Source organism: Photobacterium sp. BZF1, from assembly GCF_014349205.1.
GTDB lineage: Bacteria > Pseudomonadota > Gammaproteobacteria > Enterobacterales > Vibrionaceae > Photobacterium.
Map to the genome: position 1 here is coordinate 1 of NZ_JACSOF010000052.1, position 18,028 is coordinate 18,028.

The following is an 18,028-nucleotide window of genomic DNA, read 5'->3' on the forward strand; positions in this document are numbered from 1 at the left end:
TCAAGTTCCAACCAAGCAATTTACTTAATAAGGCTACACGGGCTTGTCCAACAACCGGATAGAAGTGTCGGCTGCGCGACACGTATCCTTATTTGTTAGTTGCTCTCCGAAAAAGCCAGTGCTAACATTTGTACACACATCAATAAAGAGACATATCATGATATGGATACAAGAATTCAATTCCGTGTTGATGAGGAAACAAAACGTCTAGCTCAACAAATGGCTGAGAGCCAAGGTCGCACGCTGAGTGATGCTTGCCGTGAACTTACAGAGCAACTCGCTGAACAACAAAGAAAAACACTATCTCACGATGCATGGCTAACTGAACAAGTAAACCTAGCATTTGAGAAATTTGACTCAGGAAAATCCGTTTTTGTTGAGCACCAAACTGCTAAATCTCGAATGGAAGAGCGCAAAGCCAGAATCCGAAATCGAGGAAAGCAATGATTTTATGGGAAGAAGAGTCACTTGATGATCGTGAACAGATCTTTGAGTTTCTCTATGACTTCAACCCTGATGCGGCAGAGAAAACTGACAGCCTCATTGAGACAAGAGTAGAAAACTTGCTCGAGCAACCTCTAATGGGAGTACAACGAGACGGCATTCGCGGGCGACTACTTATAATTCCTGAGATTTCGATGATCGTCTCCTATTGGATAGAAGGTGACATTATCAGAATTATGCGTGTTCTCCACCAGAAACAAAAATTCCCTACGGATTGATTACGCCCTCAGCGAGCTAAGGCTTCTTGTGCGGATTAGATTAATTTGGCCTCCCATTGTGGTGGTTGGTTCGACATTTCGTTGGGGCTGAGATGGTTTGGGGCAAAACTTGTTTGCCGTGATCGGCTCTGGCACATTTCTGAGTCAGTGATTTTGCTAATAAGATGTTGATTCAAGCCAAGGTTTTGTAGAGGGGCAAAGCTGTTTTAAGAATGATGACGAGATTGAAGAAGCTTACCTGTAAAACCTAAGTTATCCTGATAAACCCGAAGTAAACCGAGATTGATTGCCTGCGGAATATCAATGGTTTCAGTGACCAATGCGCTTAATGCCGCTTCCGATAGCATAATGGTGTTTGAGCGATCTTCCGGAGCCTCTATATCAATACCGCGATTAAATTGCGTTTTTTCCCCCATTTTTGACCACAGTTGAACATCTGCAATCACGACATAGGCATTATGTATCCCAGCATTTTCTAGTTGCTGAAAGAGTAAATTTAACCACCAAGAAACCCTGAAATATCCCTGCATACCCTCTAACGGCTCTAAAGTATCAATGCTGCCTTTTTGTTGTGCATAGAAGGTATTGAATACCAAGTCTGTACTGCCAGGCAAGATTGGTCCATCTTCCGATTCGCCACCAATATGGTAAGCGCAAGCAAAAACAGATAAAGGAAAGCAGAGTAACATGCTCACTAGATAATTCTTGATAAATGACATTACTACTGCCTCCTAACCATTAAGTAACGGGATTATGCTTCTGATGACGAGGACGTGTTTGTGGTTTTAAGTTTGTGAATAAAACGACAAGAGTCATCGCCCCCGGCTAGAAGACCATCAATTTCAACGTAATAGGTGTCATTCATCGCAGTACCCGTGCCCATTTCAAGCGCGTAAACCACTTTTTCACAAAACGCGGGACAACCTTTTCCATTCGTGATTTTCATGATGTGGTCACATAACTCACACCCTGTTTCAACACGTAGAGGGTGACCATCTTCCGTCATTTCCCAATGGCCAGTTACTCCAAATATTGGATCTTCAAAATCGTGGAAACGACCAATTTGAGCAGGATCATTAACATCAATATTCATCACTTTTTTAATGTAAGGTGCGCGAATTTCACCAAATTTAGTCATCGCTGGGATCCAAAATTTGTCCCAACCGGCTTCACCATGTTTAAGATATGTCTTGTAAGCCAACGAAGCGATAATATCGTTTCCCTTGCGAATCACTGGGCGTAAAAATTTAAAATGACCTGCCGCAATCACAGACCAATGCATGATATATGCAAATACTGTTTTCATTGATCTTCTCTTCATTTGATAAGGTGAGGGTTGTATTTTTCCCAACCTCAGCCCTTATAACTAATTAAAAAGGGGATGTTTGTCCCCTTTACTTTTACTATCTACTTGTCAACTAACTAGCGTGAAGTTGGGTACATTGGAACGTGCTGGTATGTATCAAACATCTCTAAGCCTTTAACTGTCTTACGGCCTTGGAAGTAGTCAATGAACTCTTCAGTTGTCAGCTTGATTGTTACGTCAGGTTTTTTATAGTGCTCTGCTGGGTTTGCGACAAACTCGGCAATTGAGTTACGCACATGCAGGCCAGCACTTTCGCCATCAATGTTGAAAGCAATAACATGATCCAACCCTGCTGCGGCTTCAGGTAGAATGCGAACACGTAGGTGGTTTACAGCACGTGAAACATCTGCAGAAATCCACTTTGCAGACTCAACACCAGTAATGGTTACGCTTTCGTCACCTTCAAGAGAGCGAGCACCACTTAGGTAGAAGTTACGTACGATTGAACCTGGTGAACGTTGACCGAGCGCACGGAACGTATCGGCCAATGATTGACGGTATGTTTCGTTAGCTGGGTCGATGTAGTATAGGTCAACCATTAGATCTTTAGCCCAAAGTAGTTCTGTTGCTTCAAATGCACGTTTGAACTCTTTGAATACACGCTCTTCGCCACCCATGAACTCAACGGTGCGTTTTGCTTTCTCTTTAGCTGGTAGGCTATGCATGTCTTCAGCATAACCAGAGAACCAACCTTGGTTTTCTAGTGGGAATGCTTGAGGGAAAGAATCCCATTGACCGTAACCTTCATTTACTACATCAAATGCAACGAGGCTCTCAGGCATCTCAATGTGGTGACGCAACTCTTCTGGTTTAATCCCTTTATTGGTCAAGCGAATAGATTGGTCATAGATGAACGCCATACCATCGTGAAGTGCGTTAGCTGAGTCGATAACGTTTTGCTTACCTACGTAAGCAGTTGCACCACCACCAGTGTTGAGAACGATTTCAGGCTCCAAGTCACGAATAGTACGGATAGATGCCATCCACTCTTTCGGTGAACGGTAGCGGTCACCACGAAGTGTATACATGTTGTATACAGGCCACATAGCGTTATCAACGACTACTTCCAGCTCTGGGATCCAGTAAGTGATTGTGTCTTGAGCATCGGTAACTTCGTGGAGAGCTTGAATTTTAAGGCCGTCGATAACGATCTCTTCACCGTGAGCAAGTGGTGTGTCAACCGGCATGAAACCGCTTGGCTTACTGAAGTCTAAGTCCGCACCAGCAGCTGGTGCGTCTGCACCTTCTTTTGGTACATAAGCACTAAAGTGAATATCACTACGAGCATTAAGTACTACGCCCATTTCAGCAATATTCGGGTTAGCCAAGCCTTCTGCGGCAGCCATAATCGCATTAGTATCAGGATGGCCGCCCACAATTGCGTCATCACCATCTAGCAAGGTAGTTGTACCCTTCGCATAGTGAGAGTGGTCGTAAAACACCGCGAGAATAGGTTTCTCGCTTATTTGCTCACGAATAATTTTGCGGAACAATTCACCGTCTTCAACGTGTTCACCAGTGTTGAAGACGATCAAGCCATTTGGGCGTTCAATGATTGCTGGTCCGTAAAATACGCCATAGATCATGTGAACGTTTTCAGCAATTTGTTCTGCACGTACTTCCCCTTGAGTACGAGTAACTTGTGCTAATTTAGCTAAACCACCAAGGTCAGCAACTGCGCCATTTGGCAAGGTCACAGGTGTGTGTTCTGGGTTTTGATCGTAGTGAGTCCACGGAACAGCTTGAACTGCAGGGACAGTTAATGCTAGAGAAATACACGAGGCAAGGCAGAACTTTAATGTTTTTTTCATAGTCTTATTCTTTCACATTATCTAAATTGGTTTAGATGGCAGCCATAGCAAGAGTGTTGCTACACCACAGGCAGTGATGAGCATTCTATGCAATCGAAGCGAGAAGAATTAGACGATAGTAAAAATGAAACACATAACTCGCAGTTATGTGTAATTCAACATATTCTTGATCTTTTCTCTGACTTTTTTATGGTGTGGATCGTCGATAAAACGACGGTGATAAACAAGGTGGAACGGAATAAGGGTAGATTCAAAAGGGAGCTCTAAAATTTTCAAACTGAGCTTATCTGCCCACATCTGAGCGAAAGGTTGGGACAAGCAACAGATGCAATCTGTACTCGACGCCAGTAATGCAACACCAGAAAGAGAGGCTGCTTCCATAACTTCAGAGCGTGGTTGCAAATCGTCTGGCGTAAGAATGTCGATAAGCTGGCTTCCATCTCGACGGGTTTTTAGAACAACATGATCTTCTTGATAAAACTGTTTTTTCGTGATTGTTTCACCAGTAAGGCGAGGGTGATTTTTACTACAAGCAACCACAATTTTCTGTTTTGGAAGAGGCTCTGTACGAAATGCAGGATCTTGTGTATGGACATTATCGATAAGCATCTCAACCTTATTACTTCTTAGATCACTCAACGATAGCTGTTGGTTCGTTGGGGGAATAGTAAATTTCACACCTTCTACTTTACCGAGTAGGTGTAAAATAGCCTCAACAGCATAAACTTGTACCTGTCTTTCAGTTGCAAACACACCATTAAACAGATTTAAAGCAGATTCAAGTGATTCTATAATTTGGTTTGCTCTGGCAGTTGGCGCTATAGAGCGACCATCTCGGACAAACAGTTGGACACCAAGCTCTTTTTCAAACCGCTTAATGGCCAAGCTTACTCCGGGTTGAGTTATGTTGAGTTCTTCAGCTGCTTGTGTGTAGGAACCATTTCGGTAAACAGCGACAAAAATTTTGGCTAGATTTAAATCCATTAAGAAACCTGTTCGAATCTCCAGTTTTACCATGAACACAATTGCAATAACCGATTATGTATCGAATGATTTCCTATCGACACCAACAATTGTGCGTCAAAAATTCATTAGCAATGGATAGTTCACATCCAGTTGATGCAAGAGCTGTGAAGCTTATTCGTTTATAGCTAAAGGCACTTGAAACTTATTCAGGTGCCTTTTGCATGAGAAGGGGCTATAGCACAAATGCGCTCATTAGCCTTTTTTTCACCGGTAGCAATGAAGCTCCCTTCACTTCTGCCCACTCAGCAATCTCACTGTAGTAAATTGTTGGTGGGGTATAACCAATAAGGAGCTGCTCGCCAAGTACTTTGTTTATCGTCACTTCGAACAGCTGCTTAACTGCTTTAGGGGCACTCCCACCAATGGCGATAGCACTAGGGTCAAACACCCCGATAAATGACCTCAGCGAACGGATCAACACCGGCTCAACCTCTTGGTACCAATTGAGAACTAGCGGCATATTCTGCGCAACAGCAATGTCTATCCCTGCAGAAAAATCGACACCCTGCTCGTTAAAATAACCTCGTAAGTTAGCCATTGCCGGGCGGTATTTGCGTTCCTGCTGAGTAAAAGTACGACCGATCTGCCCAGCATTGCGAAAACCGCCAGACATCAACTCTTTCTTCCAAACAAGGCCACTGCCATAACCATGGCCAAACGAGAGATAAAGAAAACTAGGATACTGACTGCCTTTTCCCAGCATAAGCTCTGCGATTGCAGCACAGTTAGCGTTGTTTTCAACCCATACCGGCAACCCGAAGACCCGCTCTAACTCAGCGGCATAATCCAACTGCGGCCATTGACCAAAGCCCTGGAATACCTCGGATTCACCTTGAAAGCTAACTCTATAGCTTGGAATAGATACACCAACCCCTAACAGTTGAGCACTTGCTATCTCAAGCGTCGCTAGTTGTTCATTTACTTTGTCAGCTATTTGCCCAAAAGCCTCACCGTTAAATTGGTTTTCAACATCAAGCACACCATCAAACATCGACTCACCACGGATATTGGCCAATCGCATATAAATGCCGCTGTCCTTAAAACTTAAGCCTAGGGTATAAAATCGCGCTGAATTAAGTGCGATGACGGGGCTTGGCTTCCCCCTACCTCGCGCCAGTGTTTCGCCAAGGCACAGCACTTCCTTCTCTAAAAGAGACTCAACAATGCGGTGGGTCGATTGTTGGGTGAAAGGTACACTCGAAGTCACCTCACTCCGTGTAATCACATCTGCAGGCCAAACAATATCAATAATACGTTTTTCATTGTCGGACAGTTGTAGCGTATCCAGTTTCACTTTATGCATAACCTTGATTTTCCTGCTCTTTGAGCAAGACTTTTTTCATTTTCACGGCCAAATCTTGCCACTTTTGCTTACTGTTTGCCACCAATAGGTTACATCCAGCAGTGACATTATCTGCGGAATTACCATCAAGATAAGCAGCAAAACCACCTGCTTCTGCAACGGCCAACAACCCCGCATAGTGGTCCCAAGGCTTAATCGCCCGCTGGGTGAGATAAAATGTTGCGCCACCAAATAGCAAATTACGATATTCATGACATGAACAACCCACAGAAATCACCCGGTCGTAGTTTGCCATAAGGCCAAGCACCAAAACCCGTTGTTGTTCATCGAATAAAAAAGGCGATATCTGCCCAAGGTTGGCTTCGCGCGAGGGGACCTGCAGTCGCTTGACGAAGCCATTGTTGTTTTGCCAATAACACCCCTGCCCGCGAATAGCCCAAACCCAATCATCCAGCAGAGGATCATATAAAACAGCAAGCTGAGTTCTGCCATCCTCCCTAACAGCAACCATTACCCCGCATTGCGAAATACCATGGGCAAAATTATAGGTCCCATCAATCGGGTCGATAATCACAGATTTATTCAGGCTATTGATCGCCATTGAATCTAGACCTTGCTGAGAGGCCATTTCCTCACCAATAACAGTGAAACCGGGAAACAGTGCTTGCAACCCAAGTTCTAGTGCCTGTTCGATTTGAGTATCACACTCAGTCACCAAATCAGTTGCCGACGTTTTTGTCGCAATCTCACTCTCATCAAGCAAGCGGAAGCGAGACTGGATGAGTTCTTTGGCAGCGAGGCGTATGACCTCCACTACCCGATCTTTTAATTGCAGTGTTATTTCCATCATTTACCTTATATCTGTTTCGCCTTTACTCGTTTTCATTCCCTATAAGGAAGTCAAAGGCGCAAACCTGACTGGCGATCAAAGTAATGTAACTTTTCGGCCGGGAAGGCAATACGGAGCGTTTCTGGATGTGCTTCATCCAGGCCCAGAGGTGTCGACACCATCAGTTCTTGACCACAATCGAGAACAGCGGTAATCACCTTGTAAGCTCCCAAATCTTCAATGTACTTCACTGCTACCGACATCCCTCCTTCAGTGACAATTTCTATATGTTCAGGGCGGATTCCCGCGATAATCTCATTACCCGAAGCACTATCCAACAACCCCAAATGACAGTGCTGCCAAAGCGGTGTATCGCGCTCTATGTTATTAATCAGGTTCATAGCAGGCGAGCCAATAAAGTTAGCGACAAAAACGGTGGCCGGCTTATCGTATACATTCTTCGGCGTATCAAATTGTTCCAGATGCCCTTTATTCAATATCATGATGCGATCAGCCAGCGTCATTGCCTCTACCTGATCATGGGTAACAAACACAGATGTCGCCCCAATACGCTCGTGCAGCTGTGATAACTCTATACGCATTTCATGGCGAAGTTTGGCATCTAGGTTGGAAAGTGGCTCATCAAACAATAAAACACTTGGTTCGCGAACAATTGCCCGACCTATCGCTACCCTTTGACGCTGCCCCCCAGAAAGCTCACTGGGTAAGCGCTCAAGGTAATCTTGCAGCGAGACTACTTTGGCGACCTCTGCAACCTTTGCCATCCTCTCCGTTTTGTTCATACCGCGGATTTTAAGTGAATAGCCGATATTGTCCGCTACCGTCATATGTGGATATAGGGCGTAATTCTGGAACACCATGGCACATCCACGTTCCTTGGGTTCGAGATCTTGCACTTCGCGCTGTCCGATACAGATTGAGCCTCGATCCACCTCTTCCAATCCCGCAATCATATTCATTGTGGTTGATTTACCGCAACCAGAAGGGCCGAGTATCACTACAAACTCACCGGCTTCAATCGCCACATCCAACTCAGGAATAACAACATTGCTGCCGTAAGACTTTTTGATCCCCTTCAGTTCAATACCTTGGGCGTGATCACGAATATTATCTAGTAATTTGCTCATGTTACTTCTCCGAGAGCGTTAAGCCTTTGACGATGTACTTCTGCATTACGGCAATCATCAAAACAGGAATAATGTTGACCAGGATGGCACCGGCCATCACCATGGGATAATCAGGAGTCGCTCCATCAACGACAGTGCTCAACTTGACCAGACCAATGAGGGCTGTCTCCATTTCTGGTTTGGAAGCAACAACCAATGGCCACATGTATTGGTTCCAGCCTCCCATAAACATCAATACAAACAATGAAATAATGCTGGTTTTCGAAATCGGCAACAAAATGTCAATCATAAAGCGGATCGGTCCAGCGCCATCCATTGTGGCGGCATTAATCAAAGACGGGGGAATCGTTTTAAACGATTGACGGAACAAGAAAGTGCCAGTCCCCGACGCCAGAATAGGTGCAGCCATACCGAAGTAGGTATCAATAAGGCTTAACTCTAAAAATACCGGCGTACCACGAACCATACTGATCAGCGCATTCACTCCTAATACATTGAACAGGGTATTGAGCGGTGCCAGAATATTCGAAGCAACTTCATAGCTTGCAACAATCCTCAGGTCGAGAGGCACCATGGTCGACATCAAAATCAGAAAGAAAATCACCGTCCCGTAACGAACCCTGAAATAAACGATGCCGAAAGCAGCAAGAAATGAGAAAGCGGTTTTTCCTGTTGCCGACATCAAAGCAATAATCAAACTGTTGCCAATTTGAGGCACCAAATTGGTATTTTCCATTACCGCCCGAAGGTTGTTTAACAACTCAGGTCCTGGCAGGTACTGCAAACCCTCTCGCAGGAAGGTCTCATAGGAGTGGGTAGCGGTCGTAATCACCAAATAGATTGGCAATAGAACAAACGCCATCCCCAGAAACAGGATGATGCTAGCCACCCTATCGATACTTTTTGAGTTCTCTATCATGGTTAGCGCTCGTACTTCACTTTCTTCTCAAGAAACAGGAACTGGACCAAAGCAAGGCTCAGTACCAAGGCAGTCAGAATGACGGTTTGTGTTGATGCACCTGATAAATCCAGCCCGCGAAAACCATCTTCATAGATTTTGTACACCAGTAATTTAGTCGAACCACCTGGGCCGCCCTGAGTCATACTGGCGATAAGCGCAAATGCCGACACTACTGAATCTGTGACTTCAAGCACCAAGCTAAGGAATAGCTGTGGCGTCAGAAGTGGAAGGTATATATCGATGATACGCCGCCAAGGCCCTGCCCCGTCCATCGCAGCAGAATGCGTCAATGACTGCGGAATCGCCTGTAAGCCACCAAGGAAAATGATGAAATTAAAAGGGATCCCCCCCCAAACATGGGCAATTATCAACATGGTAAAGGCATGATTACCGTTCATACCCGGTTGCCAAAGATCTGGGTGTATATCATTGAGAAATGACAATACCCCTACAAATGGGTTGAAGATAAAAGCAAAAGCAACACCTATAGAAGCACCGGCAACCGCCTTTGGCCATACCAGAAAATTCCTGGCTGGACGGGAGAGCTTTATTTTACGATCAACAGCAATGGCAAGGACAAGAGGGACTAATACTGACAGGCTTGAGCCGATAACCATAAATTTAATGGTCAGCCAAAAGCTACGATAGAACTCTGGATCTGAAAACACCTCACGATAATTATCTAATCCAACAAAGACACTCTGCCCACCAAAAGGGGCTTGTAACGTAAATGACCATTCAATTGATTTGAAGATCGGTAAATAGAAAAATAAGAACAGTAACAATAACTGCGGACCCGCCAACCAAAGCGTCAGCCACCGCTTTTTATACACCGCCTGCATAGACATCCTTAACGGTAAAATGGTGCAGCCCTTTGGAAAACATTCATCAGGGCATATTTCGATGCTGCCCACTCTACGGAACAAAAATGACACCATTATTACACCTAATGTGTTATAAAAATCAATTTCGCAACTGAAATCCATTTCATTATGGCCAAAACTGACCATGTAAGTGTTTAGCCTCCTAGCAGCACAAGCATTATTTATCAGCACCTTATAATAATACTGAGGATAAAGGCCATGGCTTTTACTGCTATTACTCTGCAGAGACTAAATAAAAGAAATAAAAACAGAAATCTTAATGACATCTTGCCGTCATATTAGTGGTGCTAGACTATTAACACACATTAAGAGTCATATTAAGGGATGACAATGAAACTTTCTGCAATCGCAACGGCACTGACATTGGTTGCCTCGGCATCAGCAGCGCAAGCTGATACCTCAATTGAATTTTGGCACTCCATAGGTGGGGATGTCGTAGATAAGGTCTGTGCCGACTTCAACGCACAATCCAATAATAAAGTGGAGTGTATTTTCCAGGGGGATTACGAAGTCGCGATGCAAAAAGCAGTCGCTTCTGTACGCTCGAAAAACCACCCTGCGCTGATGCAATTTTATGAAGTCGGTACCATGGACATCATGATGTCGAATATCTTTAAGCCGCTGGAGGCTAGCTATAGCGATGTTGACTGGAATAGCTATATTTCCGGAGCCAAGGGATACTACCAAAGTGCTGACAACCAACTCATGTCACAGCCTTGGAACTCATCTACTATCGTGCTTTACACCAACCAAGAAGCATTGTCGAAAGCCGGTATAGAAAAAGCACCAGCAACGTATGAAGAGTTGCTGGCTGCAATGAAAGCCTTACAGGAAAGCGGACACCAGTGCCCTTACACGACAGACGGCCACCCATGGCGGGTCATGGAACAGGTTGCAGCCCGTCATGGCGTTGAGATAGCCTCTAACAACAACGGGTTTGATGGCCTAGACGCAGAATACAAAGTCAATGAAGGTTTGATTGTCGATCACATGAACAACCTGTTGAATTGGAATAAGCAGGGGCTGGTCAAGCTTGACCCTCAAACCCGAGCAGGCCGGTACACCAGTGCGTTTGCCGCTGGCGAGTGCGCAATGATGGAAGCATCACTGTCAGCCTACAATGCATCTGCTACAGCACTTGGTGAATCGCTGGAAATTTCAATGGCGCCTGTCTATCAAGATATCGACCGTCTAAACACTTTTGTTGGCGGCGGCTCTTTGTGGATGTTAGATGGTCATACTGCGAAAGAAGAAGAAGTAGCAAAAGAATTTCTAGATTACTTGCGCCTACCAGAGGTACAGAAGTCATTAACCGCAATGACAGGTTACCTACCCGTTACCCAGGAAGCTTACCAGCATATCCTAGAAACCACAGATGCTGATGATGCAACCTTTGCATCTGTACATGCTGGTTACGCCTCTCTGAACCAACCAAGCAATAGTGCCTCTCGCGGGATCCGCCTAGGTTTCTATACCCAGTTCCGCAGCATCTTCCAGGAAGAAACCCAAAAAGCTTTTGCCGGTAGCATCACCATGGAGCAGGCACTGGATAACGCCAAACGTCGTGGTGACCAATTACTTCGCCGCTTCGAACGCACTTACAAAAATATCAGCTAATAAAACCACAAACGAAATCTCAGTTGGCTAGTACATTAAACACAAACTATCACTAGGTTGAAAAATGAATAAGAAGCTAATAGCACTCACTATCGCAGTGGCTGCACTCTCAGGGTGTAACAGTTCAGGCAGTTCGGGAAATGATACCGACGGTAAAGATCAGACACCTCCAAGGCCATCTCCAAACCCAAATCGCGTGGAGCAAATGCTTCACCGCTTGGAAAATGCCAATCAAAACCGTGACCATGTTTTCGTTGTTGGCCACCGTGCGCTATGGACTAACCAAGGTGAAAGGCTTTTCCCAGAGCAGTCACTAGAATCCATCCAATATGCCATTGATATGGGTATTGATGCGGTCGAACTCGATATTCGAGTCACAGCAGATGATCAGTACGTCATCTTGCATGACGGTTCGCTCAACCGTACCACCACTTGTGAAGGGAGTATCAGCCAGAAAACCTGGGATGAGGTAAAAGATTGCCGACTAACCATTCCTGTCGGTGGTGGTAATGTCGAAGTGACCGACGAAAAGATCCCTACCTTAGAGCAGGTATACGCACTCACCAAAGATAAAATCCTGATCAACTTAGACAACAAAGTTGGCAACGCCCGCTATCCAGATATGTTCAATATGGCGATTGAATATGGGGTTGACCATCAGATCCTTGCTTCAGTGCGTATGGCTAACGAGGCTGGTCGCCAGTCTGGTTATGCACTGATTGATGAGTGGCGAGATTCAAACATCAAGTTTATGCCAAACATCTATGATTCGGATGCCGATTACAGCGACGACACTAACTACACCTATCTCGAAGAAATTCTCGAGCGCGTCAATCCAGTATTGGTTCAGGTTCGAAATGCCTACACGAACAGCAACCAGCCGATCACTGAAGATGGCGGGTTCTTCTTTACCGAAGAATCATTGGCACTTCGCGACAAATACAACACCCATTATTGGATAAATACGTTGTACGACAATCATCCTCCGGGCCTACGCTCTGGTGGTCGCGGTGATGAAATGGCCTTCTATGACGGATTACCAGATGAAGTATGGGGTTGGTGGCACCGTACCGGCGCAACCATGTTCCAGACCGACGAGCCCGTTATGGCAACGGAGTTCTTGGAAGAGAAAGGTTACCGCCAGCCATTTATTGGTGAGTAACGCCACCTTAGTATTAAACTAGTTTGGTCATTCAATTTGTCACTTCAAAGGGAGGCTGATTCGTCAGCCTCCCTTGCTGATAATGAAAACCAAGCTATTGATTTATAACTAAAAAGTCTCCTTTAAAGGATAAACGGCATTACCGGTAGTTGAAGTGACGTGACGGAGCTATCAAACCGTCCTTTCGCGGGAGAATTTTGATACTTTTGGCACATAGTTCATTTGCTTTGTTTCAATTTGATTATTGATGTACTAATTTTTGCTGCTTAAAAAAGATGCATAAAAACAATTGAACTAAATACGATCTTTTCATAGTTAACTTGCTAAATTACGAAAAGTACAATTTTGATATATATTATCATAAGCTTTAATCATTACTTCCTGACTAAATTTATCAACTATTCTTGCTCTTGAATTTTCAGACATGATACTTAAATTTTTTCTTTCTTTGTGCATTTCTAACATTTTTTTAGTGAAAGCATTAATATCTTTCGATTCAACAGCTAATCCTGTTCTCCCATTTAAAATGACTTCGTTGATTCCTCCTACAGAAGTAACCAAATGTGGTACTGCCATAGACATAGACTCAAGCAATGTCATTGGGATCCCCTCAGCTAGCGAAGACATCACAAAGACATCAAAGATCTTATAGTAATCCTTCACATTATTTTTTGAGCCCACAAAAAACACTTTATCTTTTAGCTCTTTTTTTTCACGCACGTAGTTTTCAAGGGCAGACCTATCTGGCCCATCACCAACAAAAACCAAAATACAGTTGTCATTGAATGACTGTGAAATGGAGCATGAGTCATCAAAAGACTGCAAGATCATTTGCTGATTCTTAATGCTATGCAATCTTGAAATGTGACCAAAAACGAATTTTCCTGAACTAAAGTCAATTTCTTCTTCGAGTGAATGGTCTGGTTGATAATGTTGTGTATCTATACCATTAACAACCAAAGATAACTTTGATTCAGGTATTTTCACTTCGTGTTTTAGCCAATCGAATAAATCTTGTGAAACTGCAATGAATCGATGAACAACAAGGCTTGATAGTTTTCTCAACAACTTATATTTACTGATGCTGCCATCGACATCATATGTATCCCTTCCGTGCTCAGCGTGAACGCGTAGAGGGATATTCGCGAGGGCACCTGCCCATTGGTACTCTATCGTTGCAAGATTATAAGTATGAAGAACTTTGGGTTTTAGCTTTCTTAACAGCTTGAAAAATTTAAAATGAATAGTTGTATCATGTCCTTCGCGTTTAAAAAGAGAATATATTTTTACTGAATCATCAATATCATACGTTGAATCGCCCACTGATGTTAAGGCAATAATACTGTGACGATATTTTTTACTGTCTAAAGAGAGGATACAGTTTGCAATAACCCGTTCTAGTCCACCAATACCAAAACTATATACTACATGGCAAACATGTACTCTATTGTCATCCTTCATCATCAATCTTTCTAGCCATTCCCTGTTATAACACAATATAACGACACAGTAACTTTAGAACTGAGGTGAATAATTTGCAAAAACATTATTTATAGACTTTAACTATTTATGGTGTGAAGCATAAATTAATACTACATCATAAAAAAGGACTTAAGGTTATGATCGTTAGAGCACGCTCTCCACTTCGACTTGGTATTGCCGGCGGCGGAACAGACATCTCACCTTATAGCGATAAGTTCGGGGGATGTGTCCTAAATGCGACGATAGATATGTATGCAAACTGTACTATCGAGCTGCTTGAACCTCAAGATGGCATCACTTTTATTGCGCAAGATATCAATAATACCTTTCACTCACCTTTACTCAATACACTTGCGCTAGAAGGTGACTTACTGCTACACAAGGCTGTATACAACCGAATCATACGTGATTTCAATGATAATAAACCTTTACCGGTGAAGGTATATACATACTCGGATGCACCACCCGGAAGTGGGTTGGGATCTTCTTCAACAATGGTTGTTACCATAATCAGTGCGTATCAACAGTTACTCAACCTCCCCTTGGGTGAATACGATATTGCTCGATTGGCCTATGAGATCGAGCGCGTTGATTGTGATCTCTCTGGTGGGCGTCAAGATCAATATGCGACAACGTTTGGAGGATTCAACTTCATGGAATTCTTCGAGAACGAGCGCGTTATTGTTAATCCTCTTCGTATTAGGCAAAGTATTATCAATGAACTTGAAAGCCAAATTGTACTGTTCTTTACAGGGGTATCTCGTTCATCGGCCAAGATTATAGATGATCAAGTTAAGACAACCGCATCTGATAACAAAAAACCCCTAGAAGCAATGCATGAAGTGAAGCATTTAGCCTATTCGATGAAAGAGTGTCTCTTGAAGTCAAACATTGATGGAATGGCACAACTCCTTCAAGAGGCATGGAATGCCAAAAAATCCACTTCAGATTCAATATCTACTCCTCAAATAGAATCTATAGAAGATAAAGTTCTTAGCGCTGGTGCTAAATCAATCAAAATCTCAGGAGCAGGGGGAGGCGGATTTATGATGTTATTTGTAGATCCTATTCGCCGCCTTGATGTTGAAAGAGCACTAAAAGAGCTTGATGGTCATATCCAACCTTTCAGATTTACCCAGCAAGGTACACAATCATGGACAGTTTAGAATTTATTGAACAGCATATTTCAGCGTCTATTGAAACCAAACAGGCACTTCTATCAACAGAGACAGTAGTTCAGAATATCAACAAGGCTGCGATGCTCTGTTTGGAAGCATACCAAAGAGGAAACAAAGTTATAATTGCAGGTAATGGAGGTAGCGCTGCAGATGCTCAACATATTGCCGCAGAATTTGTTAGCCGATTTGAATTTGACCGACCAGGATTGCCGTCCCTAGCATTAACAACAGACACATCAATACTCACTGCCGTTGGCAATGATTATGGTTTCGAGAAGCTCTTTTCACGTCAGATAGAAGCAAATGGACAGTCTGGCGATGTATTTATCGGGATCAGTACATCAGGTAATTCTGCCAATATATTAGCCGCATTTGAAGCTGCACGAAGCAAAGGGCTAACAACTATCGGCTTAGCTGGGACATCGGGTAAGATTCAAAATACCTGTGACATCTGTATCGGTGTACCTTCAACTCACACACCGCGGATTCAGGAAGCACATATATTAATAGGACATATCATCTGCGCGTATGTTGAGAAGGAGCTTTTCCATGCAAAATACGGCTGATATAACAGCAATAGTCTTGTGTGGGGGATTAGGGACGCGTTTACGCAGCGTTGTGAACGATGTTCCTAAGCCAATGGTTGAAGTAGCCGACAAACCTTTTCTGGAGTACATCATTGACTACCTGATTAATCAGGGTGTAGAAAAAATCGTTCTCGCTGTCTCCTATAGAAAAGAGCAAATAATTGAACACTTCGGTAAAAGTTTCAAAGGTGTAGCTATCCATTACTCCGTCGAAACGGAACCGCTAGGTACCGGTGGAGCAATCAAGCAAGCTTTAGAAGAGAACGTCAACCTTGCTGATGGGGAAACACTAGTCGTTAATGGTGATACTTTTGTTGAATATCAACTTGATGACATGCTCAATGAAATCAACGTCCGTAATTCAGATATAGTCTTTACGCTGAAGCATATGTCAGATACAAGTCGGTATGGCCGAATTACGCATGATAATTGTTTAATTACCGGATTCGAAGAAAAGAAAAGTGGTGTTGGCGGATATATTAACGCAGGCGTATATCTTGTAAAGAACAACATCCTATCAAAACTACCTGAAAAAAGTAAATTTTCTTTCGAACAAGACTTTCTCGAAAAATCAATATCTTGCAATTGCATGTCCGGTGTAATTACTTCAGGATATTTTATTGATATTGGGATCCCAAACGATTACAAGAAAGCACAAGAAGACTTCAAATCAGGCTTTAACTAAAACTTCCCTAATACTTGATACTGTTGTTAATACTTGGAAAGTTATTAACAACAGTAGCTTTATCTTGATTTGGCAAAGATGATAAGCACATAAACTTATACCAATATAGAATCTCTAAGTTGTTTCGCAATCCCTGATTCTGAACGAGCTTGCCTAATTTTATTGATATTTTCCTGCCACGTTTTACTTTTAGACTCAAGCTTTTCAGCATTAAATTCAATTAAAATACTCTCTAATTCTGACAGCGTTGAGTAAGTAATCCCGTATTCCCCATACTTCCTTTCAATTTCTCTTACTGATTGGTTAGAACTAATAATTAGGGGCTTACTTGACGCAAAGGCATCAATAATACTGCCGCTAGAGACATATGAGGTAGTTTTAGGTAGCGGCAAGAAAACCATATCTATCTTAGCAAGTAGAGCAACGAAATCCTCCCTTGGTAGATGACCATCAGCTGGTAAGGTTTTCAAACCATCAAATGATAAATCACCGGTTAGTGAAATATTATTTTTTCCAATAGCATAAAAATTATACTTATCGCCACTAAATTTTTTGGCAACCCGTAAAAATGTATCAAACCCCTTTCCTACTCCGCAATTTCCTAAAAATGCAATGTTAATTGGCTTTTCAGAGTCAACAGGTTTCGGCGGCATGTATTCTCTTTCTTGAACAGGATGCTCTATGGTTTCAAGGCAAGGTTCAATTTTTGGCGCATGATCCACAAGTACCTGCTCAAGGCCCAATTCTAATAGGATAAGCCTTTGGTTTTTTGGCAGCCCACGACCTACTACAGACAAGTAATCGAAATATTTGAAAAACGGGTTTTTGGAACGCCATCGCATAGATGTAGATAATTGATTATGTTGAATGTAATGTATTGAACTGCTTCTTAATGCTTTTCCTTTTTTTGAAAATGTAGAGATAAGAGGGCCATTAGCCCCTAAAAAGCTAATGTTTCTCACATCCTTATTATCAACGATTTCCATGATTTCATTCCAACTACGGCGTGAAGCTGGAATCGCATAAAAAGGGTTATGATAGGACTTAGTTCCAAGCTGCTCCTGAAAGTCTTTTATGCACTTAAAGGAAATTTCATACTCTGGTTCAATAAATTGCTTTAAATTACCAACATGATTTTTTGAACCCGCAAAAATAATCTCATCTTCAGGAAAAGCCTTTCGCATAGATTTAATGTACCCCTCATTAAAGGGGAGATGCATATTCGCATGACTTAATATATCAACAATTACGATTGAACGACTCATAT

18 protein-coding genes are annotated in these 18,028 nt (G+C 43.0%); 7 read left to right on the plus strand and 11 right to left on the minus strand.

Translation table 11 applies throughout. The annotated features are described in order from the left end of the window. Nucleotides 1-162 precede the first annotated feature (162 nt). Nucleotides 163-447: a type II toxin-antitoxin system RelB/DinJ family antitoxin gene (locus BIZ37_RS13320; RefSeq protein ID WP_005398409.1), complete on the plus strand. Its 285-nt coding sequence runs from the start codon at nt 163-165 to the stop codon at nt 445-447. Continuing rightward, nucleotides 444-722: a type II toxin-antitoxin system RelE/ParE family toxin gene (locus BIZ37_RS13325; protein ID WP_187461915.1), complete on the plus strand. Its 279-nt coding sequence runs from the start codon at nt 444-446 to the stop codon at nt 720-722. The genes BIZ37_RS13320 and BIZ37_RS13325 overlap by 4 nt, the downstream gene beginning before the upstream one ends. Before the next feature lie 206 nt (nt 723-928). On the opposite strand, the gene BIZ37_RS13330 is transcribed toward BIZ37_RS13325, so the two are convergent. The 9 genes from BIZ37_RS13330 to BIZ37_RS13370 form a co-directional block, all read right to left on the minus strand. Then, complete coding sequence (locus tag BIZ37_RS13330) at nt 929-1,441, minus strand: hypothetical protein (RefSeq protein ID WP_187461916.1); 513 nt, start codon at nt 1,439-1,441, stop codon at nt 929-931. A 32-nt stretch (nt 1,442-1,473) separates the two neighbouring features. Further along, on the minus strand, nt 1,474-2,028 hold the full coding sequence (locus BIZ37_RS13335) for a hypothetical protein (protein ID WP_187461917.1): 555 nt from the start codon (nt 2,026-2,028) through the stop codon (nt 1,474-1,476). A 116-nt stretch (nt 2,029-2,144) separates the two neighbouring features. After that, entirely contained in the window at nt 2,145-3,899 is a 1,755-nt protein-coding gene (locus tag BIZ37_RS13340) for an alkyl sulfatase dimerization domain-containing protein (protein ID WP_187461918.1), read from the minus strand. A 144-nt stretch (nt 3,900-4,043) separates the two neighbouring features. Next, the gene (locus BIZ37_RS13345; protein WP_187461919.1) at nt 4,044-4,883 is read right to left on the minus strand and encodes a LysR family transcriptional regulator; all 840 of its coding nucleotides are present in this window, start codon (nt 4,881-4,883) and stop codon (nt 4,044-4,046) included. A gap of 214 nt (nt 4,884-5,097) precedes the next feature. Further along, nucleotides 5,098-6,228 (minus strand): ROK family protein, encoded by a 1,131-nt coding sequence (locus BIZ37_RS13350; RefSeq protein ID WP_187461920.1) that lies wholly within the window; start codon nt 6,226-6,228, stop codon nt 5,098-5,100. After that, nucleotides 6,221-7,078, minus strand: coding sequence for an inositol monophosphatase (locus tag BIZ37_RS13355; protein WP_187461921.1), 858 nt, complete (start codon nt 7,076-7,078; stop codon nt 6,221-6,223). The genes BIZ37_RS13350 and BIZ37_RS13355 overlap by 8 nt, the downstream gene beginning before the upstream one ends. A 50-nt stretch (nt 7,079-7,128) precedes the next feature. Then, nucleotides 7,129-8,205 (minus strand): ABC transporter ATP-binding protein, encoded by a 1,077-nt coding sequence (locus BIZ37_RS13360; protein WP_187461922.1) that lies wholly within the window; start codon nt 8,203-8,205, stop codon nt 7,129-7,131. 1 nt (nt 8,206) lies between these two features. After that, entirely contained in the window at nt 8,207-9,124 is a 918-nt protein-coding gene (locus tag BIZ37_RS13365) for a carbohydrate ABC transporter permease (protein ID WP_187461923.1), read from the minus strand. A gap of 2 nt (nt 9,125-9,126) precedes the next feature. Continuing rightward, nucleotides 9,127-10,008, minus strand: coding sequence for a carbohydrate ABC transporter permease (locus BIZ37_RS13370; protein WP_187461924.1), 882 nt, complete (start codon nt 10,006-10,008; stop codon nt 9,127-9,129). A 372-nt stretch (nt 10,009-10,380) separates the two neighbouring features. Here BIZ37_RS13370 and BIZ37_RS13375 point away from each other — a divergent pair, with 372 nt between their 5' ends. Continuing rightward, nucleotides 10,381-11,667, plus strand: coding sequence for an extracellular solute-binding protein (locus tag BIZ37_RS13375; protein ID WP_187461925.1), 1,287 nt, complete (start codon nt 10,381-10,383; stop codon nt 11,665-11,667). A 64-nt stretch (nt 11,668-11,731) separates the two neighbouring features. Next, nucleotides 11,732-12,829, plus strand: a complete 1,098-nt coding sequence (locus BIZ37_RS13380; protein ID WP_187461926.1) for a glycerophosphodiester phosphodiesterase family protein — start codon at nt 11,732-11,734, stop codon at nt 12,827-12,829. Nucleotides 12,830-13,144: 315 nt separating this feature from the next. Here the strand turns inward: BIZ37_RS13380 and BIZ37_RS13385 are convergent, their stop codons facing one another. After that, entirely contained in the window at nt 13,145-14,293 is a 1,149-nt protein-coding gene (locus BIZ37_RS13385) for a glycosyltransferase (RefSeq protein ID WP_187461927.1), read from the minus strand. Nucleotides 14,294-14,448: 155 nt separating this feature from the next. Between BIZ37_RS13385 and BIZ37_RS13390 the strand changes: the two genes are divergently transcribed. The 3 genes from BIZ37_RS13390 to BIZ37_RS13400 are packed head-to-tail and all read left to right on the plus strand — an operon-like array spanning nt 14,449 to nt 16,761. Then, nucleotides 14,449-15,477 (plus strand): dehydrogenase, encoded by a 1,029-nt coding sequence (locus BIZ37_RS13390; protein WP_187461928.1) that lies wholly within the window; start codon nt 14,449-14,451, stop codon nt 15,475-15,477. Beyond that, the gene (locus BIZ37_RS13395; protein ID WP_187461929.1) at nt 15,465-16,055 is read left to right on the plus strand and encodes an SIS domain-containing protein; all 591 of its coding nucleotides are present in this window, start codon (nt 15,465-15,467) and stop codon (nt 16,053-16,055) included. Before BIZ37_RS13390 ends, BIZ37_RS13395 begins: the two co-directional genes overlap by 13 nt. Then, nucleotides 16,039-16,761 carry a nucleotidyltransferase family protein gene (locus BIZ37_RS13400; protein WP_187461930.1) on the plus strand — a complete coding sequence of 241 codons (723 nt, stop codon included), beginning with the start codon at nt 16,039-16,041 and terminating at the stop codon, nt 16,759-16,761. Before BIZ37_RS13395 ends, BIZ37_RS13400 begins: the two co-directional genes overlap by 17 nt. Before the next feature lie 95 nt (nt 16,762-16,856). On the opposite strand, the gene BIZ37_RS13405 is transcribed toward BIZ37_RS13400, so the two are convergent. Further along, the gene (locus BIZ37_RS13405) at nt 16,857-18,026 is read right to left on the minus strand and encodes a hypothetical protein (protein ID WP_187461931.1); all 1,170 of its coding nucleotides are present in this window, start codon (nt 18,024-18,026) and stop codon (nt 16,857-16,859) included. Nucleotides 18,027-18,028: the final 2 nt, after the last annotated feature.

Bases quoted from the DNA above. Each gene is read 5' to 3' on its own strand.
- BIZ37_RS13320 (WP_005398409.1), top strand. From the start codon at position 163: ATGGATACAAGAATTCAATTCCGTGTTGATGAGGAAACAAAACGTCTA.
- BIZ37_RS13325 (WP_187461915.1), top strand. From the start codon at position 444: ATGATTTTATGGGAAGAAGAGTCACTTGATGATCGTGAACAGATCTTT.
- BIZ37_RS13330 (WP_187461916.1), bottom strand. From the start codon at position 1,441: ATGTCATTTATCAAGAATTATCTAGTGAGCATGTTACTCTGCTTTCCT.
- BIZ37_RS13335 (WP_187461917.1), bottom strand. From the start codon at position 2,028: ATGAAAACAGTATTTGCATATATCATGCATTGGTCTGTGATTGCGGCA.
- BIZ37_RS13340 (WP_187461918.1), bottom strand. From the start codon at position 3,899: ATGAAAAAAACATTAAAGTTCTGCCTTGCCTCGTGTATTTCTCTAGCA.
- BIZ37_RS13345 (WP_187461919.1), bottom strand. From the start codon at position 4,883: ATGGATTTAAATCTAGCCAAAATTTTTGTCGCTGTTTACCGAAATGGT.
- BIZ37_RS13350 (WP_187461920.1), bottom strand. From the start codon at position 6,228: ATGCATAAAGTGAAACTGGATACGCTACAACTGTCCGACAATGAAAAA.
- BIZ37_RS13355 (WP_187461921.1), bottom strand. From the start codon at position 7,078: ATGATGGAAATAACACTGCAATTAAAAGATCGGGTAGTGGAGGTCATA.
- BIZ37_RS13360 (WP_187461922.1), bottom strand. From the start codon at position 8,205: ATGAGCAAATTACTAGATAATATTCGTGATCACGCCCAAGGTATTGAA.
- BIZ37_RS13365 (WP_187461923.1), bottom strand. From the start codon at position 9,124: ATGATAGAGAACTCAAAAAGTATCGATAGGGTGGCTAGCATCATCCTG.
- BIZ37_RS13370 (WP_187461924.1), bottom strand. From the start codon at position 10,008: ATGCAGGCGGTGTATAAAAAGCGGTGGCTGACGCTTTGGTTGGCGGGT.
- BIZ37_RS13375 (WP_187461925.1), top strand. From the start codon at position 10,381: ATGAAACTTTCTGCAATCGCAACGGCACTGACATTGGTTGCCTCGGCA.
- BIZ37_RS13380 (WP_187461926.1), top strand. From the start codon at position 11,732: ATGAATAAGAAGCTAATAGCACTCACTATCGCAGTGGCTGCACTCTCA.
- BIZ37_RS13385 (WP_187461927.1), bottom strand. From the start codon at position 14,293: ATGATGAAGGATGACAATAGAGTACATGTTTGCCATGTAGTATATAGT.
- BIZ37_RS13390 (WP_187461928.1), top strand. From the start codon at position 14,449: ATGATCGTTAGAGCACGCTCTCCACTTCGACTTGGTATTGCCGGCGGC.
- BIZ37_RS13395 (WP_187461929.1), top strand. From the start codon at position 15,465: ATGGACAGTTTAGAATTTATTGAACAGCATATTTCAGCGTCTATTGAA.
- BIZ37_RS13400 (WP_187461930.1), top strand. From the start codon at position 16,039: ATGCAAAATACGGCTGATATAACAGCAATAGTCTTGTGTGGGGGATTA.
- BIZ37_RS13405 (WP_187461931.1), bottom strand. From the start codon at position 18,026: ATGAGTCGTTCAATCGTAATTGTTGATATATTAAGTCATGCGAATATG.